General features: G+C 67.2%; 10 protein-coding genes. 2 read left to right on the forward strand and 8 right to left on the reverse strand.

Annotation, left to right across the window (positions count from 1 at the left end; translation table 11 throughout):
- Positions 1-99: 99 nt before the first annotated feature.
- The gene (locus tag Q664_RS28920) at positions 100-1,488 is read left to right on the forward strand and encodes a peptide MFS transporter (RefSeq protein ID WP_043402989.1); all 1,389 of its coding nucleotides are present in this window, start codon (positions 100-102) and stop codon (positions 1,486-1,488) included.
- A 184-nt stretch (positions 1,489-1,672) separates the two neighbouring features.
- Here Q664_RS28920 and Q664_RS28925 read toward each other — a convergent pair whose 3' ends face one another.
- From Q664_RS28925 to Q664_RS28955, 7 genes are all read right to left on the reverse strand, one after another.
- On the reverse strand, positions 1,673-3,133 hold the full coding sequence (locus Q664_RS28925; RefSeq protein WP_043402991.1) for a POT family MFS transporter: 1,461 nt from the start codon (positions 3,131-3,133) through the stop codon (positions 1,673-1,675).
- A 56-nt stretch (positions 3,134-3,189) separates the two neighbouring features.
- A complete protein-coding gene (locus Q664_RS28930) occupies positions 3,190-4,377 on the reverse strand; it encodes a RiPP maturation radical SAM C-methyltransferase (protein WP_043402993.1) in 1,188 nt (395 codons plus the stop codon).
- A gap of 733 nt (positions 4,378-5,110) precedes the next feature.
- Positions 5,111-6,007, reverse strand: coding sequence for a hypothetical protein (locus Q664_RS28935; protein ID WP_043402996.1), 897 nt, complete (start codon positions 6,005-6,007; stop codon positions 5,111-5,113).
- Positions 5,979-7,346, reverse strand: a complete 1,368-nt coding sequence (locus Q664_RS28940) for a radical SAM/SPASM domain-containing protein (protein WP_043402998.1) — start codon at positions 7,344-7,346, stop codon at positions 5,979-5,981. Before Q664_RS28940 ends, Q664_RS28935 begins: the two co-directional genes overlap by 29 nt.
- Positions 7,343-7,717 (reverse strand): hypothetical protein, encoded by a 375-nt coding sequence (locus tag Q664_RS28945; protein ID WP_043403000.1) that lies wholly within the window; start codon positions 7,715-7,717, stop codon positions 7,343-7,345. Before Q664_RS28945 ends, Q664_RS28940 begins: the two co-directional genes overlap by 4 nt.
- Before the next feature lie 409 nt (positions 7,718-8,126).
- Positions 8,127-9,488 (reverse strand): hypothetical protein, encoded by a 1,362-nt coding sequence (locus Q664_RS28950; RefSeq protein ID WP_043403002.1) that lies wholly within the window; start codon positions 9,486-9,488, stop codon positions 8,127-8,129.
- Positions 9,489-9,793: 305 nt separating this feature from the next.
- Complete coding sequence (locus tag Q664_RS28955; protein ID WP_043403006.1) at positions 9,794-10,597, reverse strand: hypothetical protein; 804 nt, start codon at positions 10,595-10,597, stop codon at positions 9,794-9,796.
- A gap of 196 nt (positions 10,598-10,793) precedes the next feature.
- Here Q664_RS28955 and Q664_RS28960 point away from each other — a divergent pair, with 196 nt between their 5' ends.
- Positions 10,794-12,080: a patatin-like phospholipase family protein gene (locus Q664_RS28960; protein ID WP_043403010.1), complete on the forward strand. Its 1,287-nt coding sequence runs from the start codon at positions 10,794-10,796 to the stop codon at positions 12,078-12,080.
- Positions 12,081-12,103: 23 nt separating this feature from the next.
- On the opposite strand, the gene Q664_RS28965 is transcribed toward Q664_RS28960, so the two are convergent.
- On the reverse strand, positions 12,104-14,962 hold the full coding sequence (locus Q664_RS28965; protein WP_052518807.1) for a TonB-dependent receptor: 2,859 nt from the start codon (positions 14,960-14,962) through the stop codon (positions 12,104-12,106).
- Positions 14,963-15,004: the final 42 nt, after the last annotated feature.

Here is a 15,004-nt window from a genome sequence, read left to right on the forward strand (position 1 = left end):
GCCCGGCTGGCGAGCGTCACCGTTCTTACGGGTAGGGCGGGCTTCTGGTACAACCAGGAGCCTTTTTTCTTTTTCTCCCCTACCGCAGGAAACCATCGCATGGCACAGAGCACGGCCGCCCCGGCCCGGGGTCACCCCAAGGGCCTCTATCTGCTGTTCACCACCGAGATGTGGGAGCGCATGAGCTATTACGGCATGCGCGCCCTGCTGGTGCTCTACATGGTGGGCGCCACCGACAAGGGCGGCTTTGGCTGGAGCCAGGGCGACGCGCTGCGGATCTACGGTCTGTACACGGGCCTGGTGTACGCCACGCCGGTGCTGGGCGGGTACCTCGCGGACCGGTACCTGGGGCAGCGGCTGTCGGTGACGCTGGGCGGCATCCTGATGATGCTGGGCCAGTTCGTGCTGGCGATGCCTGGAAACTCCGAGACGCTCTTCTTCACGGGCCTGGGCCTGCTGGTGGTGGGCAACGGCTTCTTCAAGCCGAACATCTCCACGATGGTGGGCGGGCTGTACGCGCCGGGAGATCCGCGCCGGGATGGTGCCTTCACCATCTTCTACATCGGCATCAACGTGGGCGCGTTCCTGGCGTCGGCGGTGTGCGGCACGCTGGGTGAGAAGTTCGGCTGGATGTATGGCTTCGGCTCGGCGGGCGTGGGCATGGGCCTGGGCGTGCTGGTGTTCCTGGCCTTTGGCAAGAAGCTGCTGGGCGACGTGGGCCTGGCGCCGAAGCCGGTGGAGCGCAAGGCGAGCGCGGTTGCGGCTCCGGCGCAGGCGCTGACCCGGCAGGAGTGGGATCGCGTGATCGTGATCCTGGTGCTGGCGCTCTTCGTCGTCTTCTTCTGGGCGGCGTTCGAGCAGGCGGGTGGTCTGATGAACCTCTACACGGACGCGAAGGTGGACCGGAACGTGTTCGGCTTCGAGGTGCCCACGACGTGGATGCAGGCGGTGAACCCGCTGTTCATCATGCTGCTGGGACCGATCTTCGCGGAGATGTGGACGGGGCTGGGCCGGAAGAACAAGGATCCGTCGATTCCGGCGAAGATGGCGATGGGCCTGCTGCTGCTCTCCTTCGGCTTCGTGTTCATGCTGGGTGCGTCCAAGCAGAGCGAGGCGGCGGGCGGCAAGGCGGCGCTGATGTGGGTGGTGGCGGCCTACTTCTTCCACACGGCGGGCGAGCTGTGCCTGTCGCCGGTGGGCCTGTCGATGGTGACGAAGCTGGCGCCGGCGCGGTTCGCCTCGCTGCTGATGGGGGTGTGGTTCATCGCGAACGCGGTGGCCAACTACCTGGCGGGTCTGATTGGTGGCTACGCGGAGAAGCTGGGCGAGTTCGACCTCTTCATGGCGATCACGGTGGCGACGGCGGTGGCGGGCGTGGTGCTGCTGGCCATCTCTCCGTTCCTGAAGCGGATGATGCACGGGGCGGACGAGATGAAGCCGGTGGCGGAGGAGCAGCCGGGCTCGGAGCCGCAGCCGAAGATGGCGTAACACCCTCTCCCTCTGGGAGAGGGCAGGGGTGAGGGAATTCCCGCCTCAAAGAGAAGGGCCCCGGTGAACACCCCCGGGGCCCTTTGCTTTTTGATTTCCCCTCTCCCCTCGGGAGAGGGACGGGGTGAGGGTATCGAGGCCCCGGGTTGCCCCGAGCGCCTCCCCCCGTGGACCTCGGAGCCTGCTACTTGCTCACGCTCGCGAGAGGAGGCTGGGCGCGGTCTGGAACGGGGCCGGAGGTATCCACCTGGTAGTAATCGCGGACCTCGAACTTCCGGGCCATGAGGGCCATGCCCACGGCGGCCAGCAGCGCGAGGCCGCCATAGAAGAAGAACTGGCCGGAGCCGGTGAAGACGTTGAGGGCGGCGGCGATGGCCACGGCGATGTTGGCGAGCGAGGAGGTCAGGAGCCAGATGCTCTGCATGATGCCCTTCATCTCACGCGGGGCCTGGGTGTAGGCGAACTCGAGGCCGGTGGTGGAGACGAGGATCTCCGAGAGCGTGAGGACGACGTAGGGCAGCAACTGCCAGGCGATGTTGAGCGTGGTGCCCCGCTCGATGACCACCTGGTAGTAGCCGGCGATGGCGTACGAGAGGGCGCCCACGGCGAGGCCCAGGGGCATGCGGCGCAGGGGGGTGAGCTCCCAGCCGCCGCGCTGGAAGGCGGGGTACACCACGCCCACGAGGAAGGGGATGAGGATCATCACCAGGGCGGGGTTGACGAACTGCATCTGGCTGGGCTGGAAGGTGACGGGGCCGACCTGCGGATCCATGGCGCGGGCCTGGATGACCCAGGTGGAGGCCTTCTGGTCGAAGAGCATCCAGAAGAAGGGGATGGTGGGCAGCAGGAGGGCGCTGATGCGGAGGACGGCCTTGGCGCCCTCGACGGCCTCGGCGGGGTGCTCCTTCGCGGCGCCGTCGAGCCAGTGCGAGCCCTGCCCGCGGTGGCGCAGCGCGGAGCCGACCACCTTGAGGAAGGAGTGGGGGTTGGGGCCGGTGGGGGGCACCCTCACGTAGTGATGGCGGCCGGCCCAGAAGATGGCGGTGGCGATGAACATCAGGATGCCGGGGATGCCGAAGGCCACCGCGGGGCCGAAGTGCTTGAGCGTGAGGGGGATGGTCAGCGAGGCGAAGAAGGACCCGAAGTTGATGGTCCAGTAGAAGATGGCGAAGACCTTCTTCACCAGGTGCTTGTTGGACTCGTTGAACTGATCACCCACCATGGCGCTCACGCACGGCTTGATGCCGCCGCTGCCCAGGGAGATGAGGACGAGGCCGGCGTAGAAGCCGGTGGCGTTGTTCTCGAAGATGGCCAGACAGGCGTGGCCCAGGCAGTACACGAGGCTCAGCGAGAGGATGACCTTGTACTTCCCCAGCCAGCGGTCGGCGAGGTAGCCGCCGAGCAGGGGGCAGAAGTACACGCCCGCCATGAAGAGGTGCATCAGGCTCTTGGCCTGGGCGGAGCGGGCGCCCTCGTCGGGCACGGCGTTGCGCAGCAGGTAGTCGATGAGGAACACCGTGAGGATGTTCCGCATCCCGTAGAAGCTGAAGCGCTCGCAGGCCTCGTTCCCGATGATGAAGGGAATCTGGGGGGGGAAGCGGGCGCTGGACGTCGCGGGGGGGGCGGCGGTGGACGGACTGGCCATGGACGGGAGGGTTACTCCAGCGGTGGCCCCGAGCACAACCCTCAGCGGCACAAGCCTCAGGCCAGTTCGCGCGCCTCCTCGTCGTCCAGCTCGAGCAGGGGCTTCAAACCGTGCTCGTAGAAGACCTCGGTGGAGACCTGGATGGGGAGCGAGACGTACTTGCCGCTCCGCTCATCCACCCAGTGGAGCAGGAGGCCGCGGGAGACGAGGTGCTCCAGGAGCGCCCGCAGCCGCGGTTCCGGCAGGTCGGGAAATGCCTCTCGCAGGCTGCCTTCCGGGCGGGGCACCTCGCAGAATTGGAAGACCGCCATTTCCGGACCCGCCAGCCGAAGCATGCGCGGCGCTCCGTTGCGCCCATCGCACACATACAGGATGCCGTCCATCACGCACGAGAGCAGGGAGAAGGGCCGATAGGTCTTCTTCCACTCGTACGTGGCCTGGATGAAGTCGTTGATCGCGCGGCGAAGTCCGGCATCCTGATCGAAGTCGTGCTCGTATTGGAAGAAATAGGCGATGTCCGTGGTGTCGATGGGACACCCCGCGAAGATGGCCTCGTAGATGGGCGCTGGCCGGACGTTGCGGATTCCGTACTTCCCGGGCGAGAGGAAATAGGGGCTGAAGCGCTGCAGCACGACCGGGACGACATACTTCGGGGGCGGGAGGTGCTGGATGAGCGGAACGAGAGCGGTCATCCGCTCGTAGTCCTCGCGCGTCTCCCCCGGGTTGCCCCACAGGATGCCGTAATGCGGCTCGACACCATTCGACGTGCAGTCGCGCAGGAAGCGGACCTGGTTCAGCCCTGTCGTCCCCTTGTCCATCCGCTTGAGAATGTGATCGCTGAAGCTCTCGATGCCGGGCTGGACCGCCGTCACGCCGGCTTCCGCCAGGGCCCGTACCTGGTCTCCTCGAAGGTTGGACTTGGTCTCGTAGAACAGCTCGATGCCCAGTTCCTCGTGCAAGCGCTTGAGGCCGGGCAGGAAGGTCTTGAGGTAGGCCATGTCGAGGATGTTGTCCGCCGCGGAGAACTGGCGGACGCCATGCCGGAGGAATTGGGACCGCAACTCCGCGATGACCCGCTCGGGTGACTTGGTCCGGTAGCTCAGGTTGGTTCCATTCAGCCCGCAGAAGGAGCACAGGTGCTTCTGTCCCCACCAGCAGCCGCGCGAGGACTCGAAGGGGAGCCGTGTTTCCTCCTGGAGGCCGGTGTTCTCATGCTGCGAGAAGAAGTCCTCGTAGTCGGGCACCGGCAGCTCATCCAGGGCCAGGGAGGGGGGCCCCCGGTCATGGCGGAGCGCTGTGGGGACGAGCTCACGGCGACGCGCGAGCTGGCCCTGGCGTGGACGCGAGGGAGCCGATCGACGGGGCTGCGCTTCCTCAACGCCTGGACGAGTGGGACGATGAGTGAATCGGCCTCTCCGGAGACGACGACGTCGATGACGTCGAAGTGGCGAAGGAGCGCCGGCCCCATGACACCGTCACACCCGGCGCCACCGAAGAGGATGATCATCTCGGGAAAACGCCCGCGGATGCGCTCGGCCAGGGCCAGGCTCGCCGTGAGCTGGTGGTACCCGGTCGTGAAGCCGACGATGTCGTAGTCGTCCCAGGGGATGCGCGCCATCGCGCTGTCCAGGAACCGGGGGACGTGCTCCGTGGCGATCCGCAGGAAGCCCTGCTCCGCCTCCTTCAGCGCCTCGGACGTCCCGTCACTCCCCTCCCCGCCGCGACCGACGCACTGCCGCCAGAGCTCCCGGGCATCCACTTCGGGACGGAGCGCCGTGGTGAAGCACAGCTCCGCCTCGACCTTCTCGCGCAAGGCGTTGTAGTGCGCTTCGCCGATGGCGACGGCGAACGGGATGTTGAGGTACTGGATGTCCGAAGCGATTCCCGCCTGCTGCCCGATGGCCTTCAACGTTCCCAGGCCGAGACTTCCCCATGACGGTGCGGCGAACGGCATGCTCACATAGAGGACCTTCGGCATCACTCACCTCGCTGATCGCAGTGGGCAACGAGCGTCGACAGGAGTTGCCACTGGGTGGGATTCGCTAGCAACAGGGCCTCGAGCTGCCGCCCCACGACCGCGCCGGTCAGGAGCCTCTCCCATCCGCGAGCCCGCCGGCTTCCTTCCGGCAGGGACAGCCGGACGGGTGCTTCGAAATGGCTGAAGACGTGAGTCCCCTCGCGTTGGATGCGAACGGGCAGCAGCAGTGTGCCAGGCCGCGCGCACAGTCCGATGAACGCGGCGGACACCGGCCAGCGGCGCCCGAGACACTGGACGTAGCACACCTTGTGACCCTTGTAGACGAAGTCGGGGTAGGTCAGGAGGATGCCGCCGCGCTCGAGCGCTCCGATGATGTCTCTCGGGGTCCGGGCCAGCACGAGCTCGTCGAGCTGAAAGGCTTTGTGGACCCGGTTGAAGACATCCTCCCGCGTGAGCCCCTCGCCATAGACGACGAGGGGCCTCCCCACGAACGCCTCGCGGGCAAACCACAAGGCGTCCTCGTAGGGAAGGATCATGGGCGTGAGCAGGATGGTGGGCGCGCCAGTTGTCGGGCCCACGTGGTGCTGGCCACTCATGGAGATGGACAGCCGGGGTGGCACGGGAGCGCCAGCGGCGACGGCGCGCCATGCCGCGGTGCGCTGCCGAATCCACAAGAGGTGCTCCAAGTGGCGCTTGACGAACTCCTCCTCGTCGAGTCCGGGCGGAAGGGCCTGACACGCCGCCCGGATCGTCATCGACAGGAGCTGGAGGGGGGGCAGGTCGGCACCCGCGGGCGGATTCCGGGGGAGGGCGATGTTTTGCAGATCCTTCTCCGAGATGGTTTCCAGCAACTGCTCGACGTTCCAGCTACGGGGAGCCCCGGTCCGCTCGTGCATGGAGGCTGCTCCAGTAGTCACGGAGACGTGTGGAATCCGCCAGGCTGGCGGAGATACGATCGAAGGCGTTCAGCGAGACCTGGCACTCGAGCTCATCGACGCCATGGAGGTTGGGCGAGCGGGCCATGCAGGTTCCGCCACAGACGGCCAGCCAGATACAATGGCCGCACTTGCCCTTCGTGACATCACGTGAGCGGATACGTCGGGCCACCTCGGACTGCCGGGCTTGCGCCAACGACACCCGCGCGAGGTTGCCGAGATTGGAAAGCGGGCCGTGGGGATCAATGCAGTCGCATGCCTCGAGCCGGCCATTGGCGGACACCGAGAGGAGATCCCGTGCCGCGCCACAGCGGCGGCGCAAGCACATGTTGCGGCCTGGGCCGAAGAGGAAGTTCCCGGTGTATTTGAGCACCGGGGAGACCGCAAAACCATCGAACTCCCCGTCGACTACCGCGTCGAACAGGTCATTCCAGGCCTTCACCAGCCGCGAGGCGTCCAGGGAGAGCTCCTGCCTGCGTCCCCTCCCGATGGGCTGGAACAGCGACCAGTCCCAGCCCCGCAGGCCGCAGCCCTGGAAGTAGCGCGAGAGTCCCAGGAGCTCCTCCTGGTTCACGGCGGTGATGGTCGCCATGGCGGCGGACGCGCGGACGAACTCGGGAAAGCGTTCCAGCGCCTGCTGGAAATCGCCGTGCGTTGCCGCGCCGTTCTTGCTCACACGGAGCGTGTTCTGACGGGGCGGTCCGTCGAGCGAGAACCCCCAGTGCAGTTGGTGTTCGAGCGAGAACCGGACGGAGCGCTCGTCGAGCAGGCTGAGGTTGGTCTGCCCCGTGAACTCGATGCGCTTGCCAGCGCGAGCGGCCAGCGCCCTGGCGGAGAGGACGATCTGTTCGATGCGGTCGAACAGGAGGAAGGGCTCGCCCCCATGGAAGATGACCTGGAGCCCCTGGGGCGCCAGCACGAGCGCCTGCGCGATGGCCTCGAGTGCCATGTCCACGCTCAGGTGGGTGGTGGCGTCCTCGGGCTCGAAGTCGTAACAATAGGTACAGGCGTAGTTGCAGGCACTCGTCAGCTTGAGGATGACGGTGTTCAGATGGCGCGGCTCGGGGCTCGAGCCAGCCCCGATGCCCTGGGCCCGGAGCTCCCCGGCCACCCGTGTCCGCAGGGTCTCGAGCTCTGGCGTCAGGCGCTCCGCCGGCAGGGCCAGGAGCTTGAGCAGAGGCTCGCTCGAGGCGGGGATGTACGCCGAGCGCCCTGTCTCCCGGTCCATGACGAGGAGCTTCTCCCCCCTGCGCAGGGCTGACAGGCGTGAGGGCTCGAAGCCTGGCTCGGGTTCACTCATTTCTTGCGCTCCTTCTTCCTGGCCACGGACGCCCGGCTCCTCTTCTTCGTCGTGAGCACCGCCTTGACGGACTTCTGCTTCGTGAGGACTTCCGCCGGGATGGGCTGCCGGAAGACCTCGGGATCGATGATGACGTCGTGGCCCAGATCCGTGCGATCGCAAGAGCGTGACCAGCCGATCAGGATGCCAATGTCGATTCCCATACGGGCGCTGTTGGTGAGATTGAGCCGGTTGATCCCCAGCAGCGAGCTGTTCTTGGGAAGGCCCGAGGCCGCCTTCCTGGACATGTCGAGAGCCAGCTTTTCGAGCTCCTCGTTGGACAACTCGGCCAGATTGATGTCTGGCGGTACCTGGAGGGAAATCTCTCTCACTTCTCTGGGTTCTGCTTTGACCTCATCGTCGCGAGCCATGGCGGAGTCCTCTGCGCGAGGGGACGTTTCGTTCCACCACCCTACCGCCCCGCTTCATGGCGGACCAATTGTCTGGGATTGAAGGTGTTTGGAGCTTGGCTCCAGGCATCACCGGATGTGGAGGGATGGACACTGCCATCCGTCCACGGCGTGAACCCGTGCCGCTTCGCGCATGCGCAGGGCCACGACGACGCCCGAGATGGCAGTCATCGCGGCGACCAGCGCGATGGCCGGGCAGCGGCCCCCTGCGGCGGATGGCCCGGAGCTGACGCGGGGGGGGCTGGAGGCGGTGGGGGAGCTGCGCCGCCCTCTGCTCGCGGGGGGGGACCCCTCCATGGGCGGCGCCCGCCAGCTTCCGGCGAGTTCCCGTCTACGAGAACAGATCCTCCTCCTCCTCGGAGGCACTGTCGTATCCGCTCTGGAATGCGTTGCTGGTACCGCCCTTCTTGAACTCGAGCTTCTCGTCCTTGAGGTCCTTTCGCGTCTGCTTCTTCTTCTTCGCTCCTTGCGTCAGATAGAGCGACCGGTACATGGTCGGTGTGACCTCGTCGACGATCTGATCGTGCAGCCACTGCATCACCTCGACGGAATCCTCGTCCTCTCTCTTGATACGCATGGAGACGATCCTGTCGAGCCCCGTGAGCGACGGAGCCCAGAAACCTCCGGGGTTCGGGTTGAACTGGATATTGAGCCCCATGCGATCGCGCGCGTACCGCAAGACGAGGCTACAGCCCGCGCACGGGCGCTTCTTGCCGTAGACGTGGGCCAGCCCCCGGTGCGCGGAGAGGTAGAGGCCGAGGACCAGCTTCTGCTCCGCGTGCATGCCGTCGCCGCCACCGGTGACGAAGAGGATCTTTCCTTCGTTGCTTTCGTCGTCGAAAGCCTCCCGGCATGACTCCTCTTTCGAGATGTCGAGCGTCCCGAAGAAGGAGTCCTCTCGGGTCAGGATTCCCATGAGCACGTTCACCGCGTCATCACCCAGGAGCTCGAGTCCCTCGAATACGTTCGTGAAGTGCAGGGTGTTGCCCTGGCTGCGGTCGTCGTTCTTGTGTGTCTCTTGCAGCAGGCTGAAGAGCGGATTGATGGGGCTGGAGTTCGACGACTTCCGCTTCTTCGCGCGGCGCAGCTCGCTCTCGACCGCGTCGCGCAGGTATCTCACGAGCTCTCTCAGCGACCCATCCTTGTTGGCCGCGACGACGATGCGATCGTTCACGTGCATCGACTGCACCTCGTCCTCCTTGTCCTGGCAGAGGCCGAGCTTGACGAACCAGAAGATCTGCGCGCTCAGCCAGCGGAGCACCTGCGCGTGGCGCCGGTCCTGGAAGTCTTGTGCCCCGCGCAGGACGATGTTCTTCGACCAGAACCCGCTGCGCTCCTTCAGGTTCGACTCGAGGGTCACCGACCGGAACCTCCTGGCCACGCGCTCCTTGTCGTACCGGCGCTTCTTGACGTCCTTGTTGCGCTCCTCCTGCTCCTCGTCGCTGGGGTCCTCGCGCTTGCGCTTGTTCAGGCCCTCCTTCTCGCTGTTGTCGAGGAGCCCGAGCGTTTGCGGCTTCTTCTTCGTGGGTGCGACGAGCTGCTTGACCTTCCAGTCGGGCTCGTGCCGCCGGCACTCGCAGCGATTCGGCTCGCTCTTCTGGTGCAACCGGCAGGCGCCGGTCCCGTAGCCGCACCCCTGGCACTTATACGAGAATGCTGCCTCGTTCTTGCACTGCTTGACGTGGCACCTCATCGCAGCTCCTCCACGGTGGTGGCTCGGAAGAATACACCGGCTCGAATCGGCGACAGGGAGCCGATGGTAGGGATGTGCAGCTTCAACCGAGGACGGTGAACCCTCAGCGGGTGCTGTTCATCCGCGCAGGGTCTCTGCTCAGCTCGAGGGCGGGAGGGACCCCTCCGGGCCCGGTCTCGCCCAACTTGTCCAACAGTCGGACAAGTTCGTGAAGAGCGCGCCCGGGAGGCGGGCCGCACTCGAGGCAGTGACTTGCGTCGACGGTGCGGACAGTCCCACCCCTGAAAGCACTGTGTTCCGCTGGCTCAGCGCAGCAGCGCGAGCGTGATGGGCGGCAGCGCCAGCACGGCCACGAACAGACCGCCCCACACGAGCGCCTGCTGGTTGCGCGCGCCATCCAGCGCGTCCATCACGCGCTCGTCGAGCTTCTCCTCGGCGAGCTCCTCGAGCCTCTCGAACGTCAGCTCCACGGCGTTCCGGTCGCGGCTCTCCTCGCCGATGAGCTCGATGAGCTTCGTCTCGATGTGGAGGCACACCTTGAGCTTGAGGCGCCGGAAGATGGAGCGGGAGAAGCCGCCGAGGCCCGACTCGTCATCATCGCTCGTGGCGTACGCGGTGATGGCGCGGCTCAGCACGTCCCGCAGCTTCTGGATGGGCAGGGGCTTGCGGAGAAGCTCCGGCGTGTTCACGCCCTCCACGAGGCCCTCGGCCCGCTCGAAGACGCGCGCGACGATGCGCTGGCAGAGCTTGTGCTTCCGCACGAGGTTCATCGCCACGCGGCCAATGCCGCGCCACAACCCCGCGGTCCCCAGCCCGATGGCCCCCGCCGCCATGTAGACGAGCAGCAGGCCGTAGACGAGCACCCCCCAGTTCTCCGACGGGTGGTTGAGCAGGCCGGTGCCCTTCTCGACGAAGAAGGCCACGATTCCGAGCACGAAGCCGGCGGCGCCGAGCCCGAGCGCCCGGGAGCCGACGGTGGCCGCGGCCGAGGCGATGGCGCCGGTGATGGGACCCATGTCCCTCAACGAGCGACGCGGCGCGGCGGCGGCGGCCCTGCGGCGCGTGTCCGAGTACTCGAGCTGCTCGTTCTGGATGGGTGCGTTGCTCACCGTTTCTCCCCCTGGGATACCGACGTCGAAAGAGGGCGCCACGATAGGTCGGTGTGTGCCGGGCGCTCAACGTCCCCCTGGCGGTCCGATGGGACTTCCACGGTCATGCGGTCCGGGCTGTGGGCTGCTGTAGGCAGGAGCGCCCTCGCTGTCACGTGGCATCCGCCGTAGACTCTCTCCCAGAGAGGTGATCGCCATGAAGTCCGGACTGAAGACGGGTCTGGTTCTCGGGGGAGGGGCCGCGCGAGGGGCCTATGAGGCCGGAGTTCTCTCCTACCTGCGCGAGGAGCTGGAGCCGGAGCTTGGCCGGCCGCTGAGGCTGGACATCCTCGCGGGCACGTCGGTGGGAGCCATCCACGCCTGCTACCTCGCCGCGACGAGCGACCAGCCAGCCTTGCAGGGCCGGGGCATGCGGGCGCACTGGACGGGCATGAAGGTGGAGGAGGTGCTCCGGGTGGGCGTGGGAGACGTCTTCCGGGTGCTGCGCGAGGCGCTCGGCAAACCGGCGCCCCATCCGCGAGATCTCCAGTACGGCGGGCTGGTGGATCCCCGCGGGCTGCGGGCCATCGTGAGCCGGGGCATTCCCTGGCTGGGGATCGCCCGCAACATGCGCAGGGGCCATATCGACGCGCTCGCGGTGAGCGCCACCCACGTGGGCAGCGGACGGGCCTCGGTGTTCGTCCAGCGGCGCGAGGGCGGAATCCCCACGTGGGGCAATGATCCCTCGTACCAGGCGGAGGCCACGCGCATCACCCCGCACCATGCCCTGGCCTCGGCGGCCATCCCGGTCGTCTTCCCGGCGGTACGCCTGCGCGGCGGGCTGCACGTGGATGGAGGGCTGCGGCTCAACGTCCCCATGAGCCCGGCGCTGCGGCTGGGAGCGCAGCGGGTGATCGTCATCTCGCTGCGGCACGAGGCCCTGCGCGCCCGGAAGGCCATCGGCACGCAGGAGAGCACCGAGCAGGAGCGCGAGCAGGCCCTGGCGACCGCGCCCTTCCTCGCGGGCAAGATGCTCAACACGCTGATGATGGACCGCACGGACCAGGATCTCGGCCGGCTGCGGCGGCTCAACGCCATCCTCGAGGCGGGGACGGTGGCCTACGGGCCAGACTTCGCGCGGACGCTCAGCGGCGTGCTGGGACACCACCGCAGCCAGCCCCTGCGCTACGTGCGGGAGCTGCTGGTGCGGCCCTCGAAGGACATCGGCGCGCTGGCCGCCGAGTACGTCCGCACGCCCGACTTCCGCCGCCGCAGCAACGGCCTGGCGCACAAGGCGATCCTCCGGCTGGTGGATCGGGATGCCGCGCACGAGGCGGACCTGGCCTCGTACCTGCTCTTCGACGGTGGCTTCGCGGACATCCTCATCGACCTGGGCCGGCAGGATGCCCGGGCGCTGCGCGACGAGTGGCTGCGCTTCTGGTCGGACGAGCCGCAGACCGTGGCGGAGCGGGCCACGCACCCTCCCGCGGCGAGCGCCGCCTGAGTCCCTGGTGCCGCTCGACCGGCTCAGAAGGTGTAGCGCAGGCCGATGCGCACCTGCCTGGGTGCCTGGTACTGGATGGGCTTCTTGAACTCCGGGTTGGCCGCGGTAAGGGGCCGGCCGTCGACGGTACGGACCCTGTCCGGGGTGAGCTGGCCTGCCTCCACCTCTGTTTCGAGCGGCAGCACGTTGGCGTAGGTGTAGTGCTCGTTCACGCGCGTCACCTCCTGGAAGTTGAACAGGTTGAAGGCCTCCAGGTGGAGGGACACCTCCTTGTTCCTGGCGACCCGGTAGCTCACCCCGAGGCGGGGGTCGATGCTGTGGACCCACGGAGTGCGCTCTCCGGTGGAGCCGCGCGGCAGGATGAAGGTCTCACCCATGCCGGCGCGTGGGTGGCCGCCCAGGTAGTTGATGGGGGTGCCCGACTGGCCCCGATAGGACAGGCCGAGGCTGGCGGACAACTTCGGGGTGAGCTCGAACTCCTTGGCACCGAAGACCCTGACGGTGTGCGTGCGGTCGTTCGGCAGCGGACCCGAGCGGTTCGTCTGCTGGGATGCGAAGTGGATGTCGGACCGGAGCGTCGGCTCACCCCAGCCGGCGATGGGCCGGAAGCTGCCCGCATGGTTTCCGTGCAGGCGCGACCAGGTGTAGCTCGCCTGGGCCCTCCAGCCCTGGGAGTAGAAGAGCTGGTTCAGCGCCACCGTCACCGCATCATAGGTGCGCTCCGCCTTCTGGAAGTCGCTGGCGATTCCCAGGCCGGGGTTGCCCAGGAAGCTGGGGCCGAGGTCATCGCCGCTGTCCAGGTTCTCGACGACCGCATCCAGCGCGCGGTGGGTATAGGTGGCGAGCACCCAGGTTCCTGGCAGGAACTCATATTCCGCGCCCGCGACGAGCTCGCTGGACGATGGGGGAACGAGACCGGGGTCCACGGGCTCGTCATCCGAGGAGGAAGGGAAGACCCCATTCAGCAGCGCGAGCGGCATCTGGCCGCGGTACTTCGCGTAGTGGGTGAAGAGTCTCATCTGGCCACTGTTCAGCGGATCCACCACCAGCCCCACGCGCGGCGAGAACTGCTGGCCCAGCGCGAAGGTCCGGGGGTTCTCGAACGTGTGCAACCACTGCGCGTCGTAGCGGACTCCCGCGTTCACCGTGAACCTGCGGGCGAAGGTCCAACTGTCCCGCACGAAGCCGCCAAGGGTGTCGCGGTCGTACCGGGCCGTCTGGTTGGAATCGTACCCCGCGCCGTTCCAGTAGCGGCTTCGGGTCCGCTCGTAGGACAGGAGTTCCGCGTCCAGGCCGGCCTTCACCACGTGGTTGCCGAGGAGCTCCGTCATCCAGGTGGCCTGGGCGTTGGCCTGATAGCGGTCCACCTTGTCGAGGGACATGAGATCCTCGCCACCCAACTCGTAGTACTGGACGGGACATCTCTCGAGCTGCTCGGCCACGTCGGCGCCGCAGTAACCCGCCACGTCCGGCATGGAGGGCTCGTAGGCCGTCACGGGACTCCTCGTCGGGTACATCGCGCTGGAGAGCCCCGTGGGGTAGGGCGTGCTGGAGGCCGTCTGGCGGGACCAGCCGAGGTTGGCGTCGACGAGCAGCCGATGGTCCATGAACGAGCCGTTGTACTCGAGGGCGGCCGTCGTGAAGTTGCCGTCGAGCTGTCGATGGACCAGGGACGTGGGCCTGGCGTTGATGAACTCCCGGACGCCGCCGGTCAGCGGGTCCACGGTGAGCGAGTCCTCTCCACCCGAGCGGGAGGGCGTGGTGATGACCGACAGCGACATGTAGTGCCGGGGGTTGATCAGCCAGGTCAGCTTGCCCATCGCCTGGAGGCCGCGCTCCTCGGCGCGGAAGAAGTGCGAGGTGCCGGGAATCGGCGTGCTGACGAGGGCTCCATCCGGGCCGGGGCCGCGGGCGCTGAGGGCGCGCATGTGCTCCACGCGGGTGAGCGCCGGTGCCACGCCGGCGAAGAACCACAACCGGTCCTTCAGGATGGGACCTCCCAGGGTGGCCCCCACATCACCCTGGAGACCGAGCGTGTTCTGCCCGGTGATGGTCCAGGTGGGCCCGGAGGCGGGCGTGGGCGTGCCCCCCAGGAAACCCGGAACCCAGTTGCCGAAGACCGAGCCGTGGAATTCGTTGGAGCCCGTCCGGGTCGTTGCCTGGATGATGCCTCCGGTGGCGCGGCCGTGCTCCGCCATGGCTCCTCCGGTGATGAGCGAGACGTCCTGGAGGAACTCGACACTCAGCGGCAGGGCGTTGACGCCCAGGAGCGGATCCGTGGTGGAGAGACCGTCCACCAGGTACGCGTTCTCGAAGGGAGAGGCCCCGTTGATGGACACGCCGTACGCCTCGCTCCGCGCACCCGGGGCCAGCTCGACGAGACCCTCGAAGGTGCGTGCCGCGCCCCGCTTGTCCATCGGCCGGTTCAGCGCGAGGCGTTGCGTGAAGTCCTGGTCGACGTTCCTTCCCGTGCTCGAGGAGCCCACATCGACGGCAGGAGACCCGCAGCCCAGCACGGTCGGGTCCTCCATAGGATCGGTGGCCAGTGCCATCGTCACCCGGACGGTCCGATCCGGGCGAAGCAGGATGTCCGTCCGTGAGAACGGCTTGAACGCCTCCTTGTAGAAGTGCAGGGTGTAGATGCCCGGTGGGAGCTCGGGGATGCTGAACTGGCCCTGTGCGTCCGTGACGACGGCCCGCTCGCCCTGCATGCCGGGGGTGGTCGCGACCACGACCACATCCAAGACCGGCTCGTTCGTCTCGGCGTTGCTCACCGTCCCGATGATGGCGGAGTCCGCACGGGCCGCTGTCGCGAAGCACAGGCTCACGGCGACGAGTGCTCCAGTCATCCGGAGCAGCCGTCCCAGGCGCACGTCAGGCATTCCCCTCATGGATGAGAGGATGCCACGAATCCGGAGCCCGCC

Origin of the sequence: Archangium violaceum Cb vi76 (assembly GCF_000733295.1) — a bacterium.
GTDB classification, from domain to species: Bacteria; Myxococcota; Myxococcia; order Myxococcales; family Myxococcaceae; genus Archangium; species Archangium violaceum.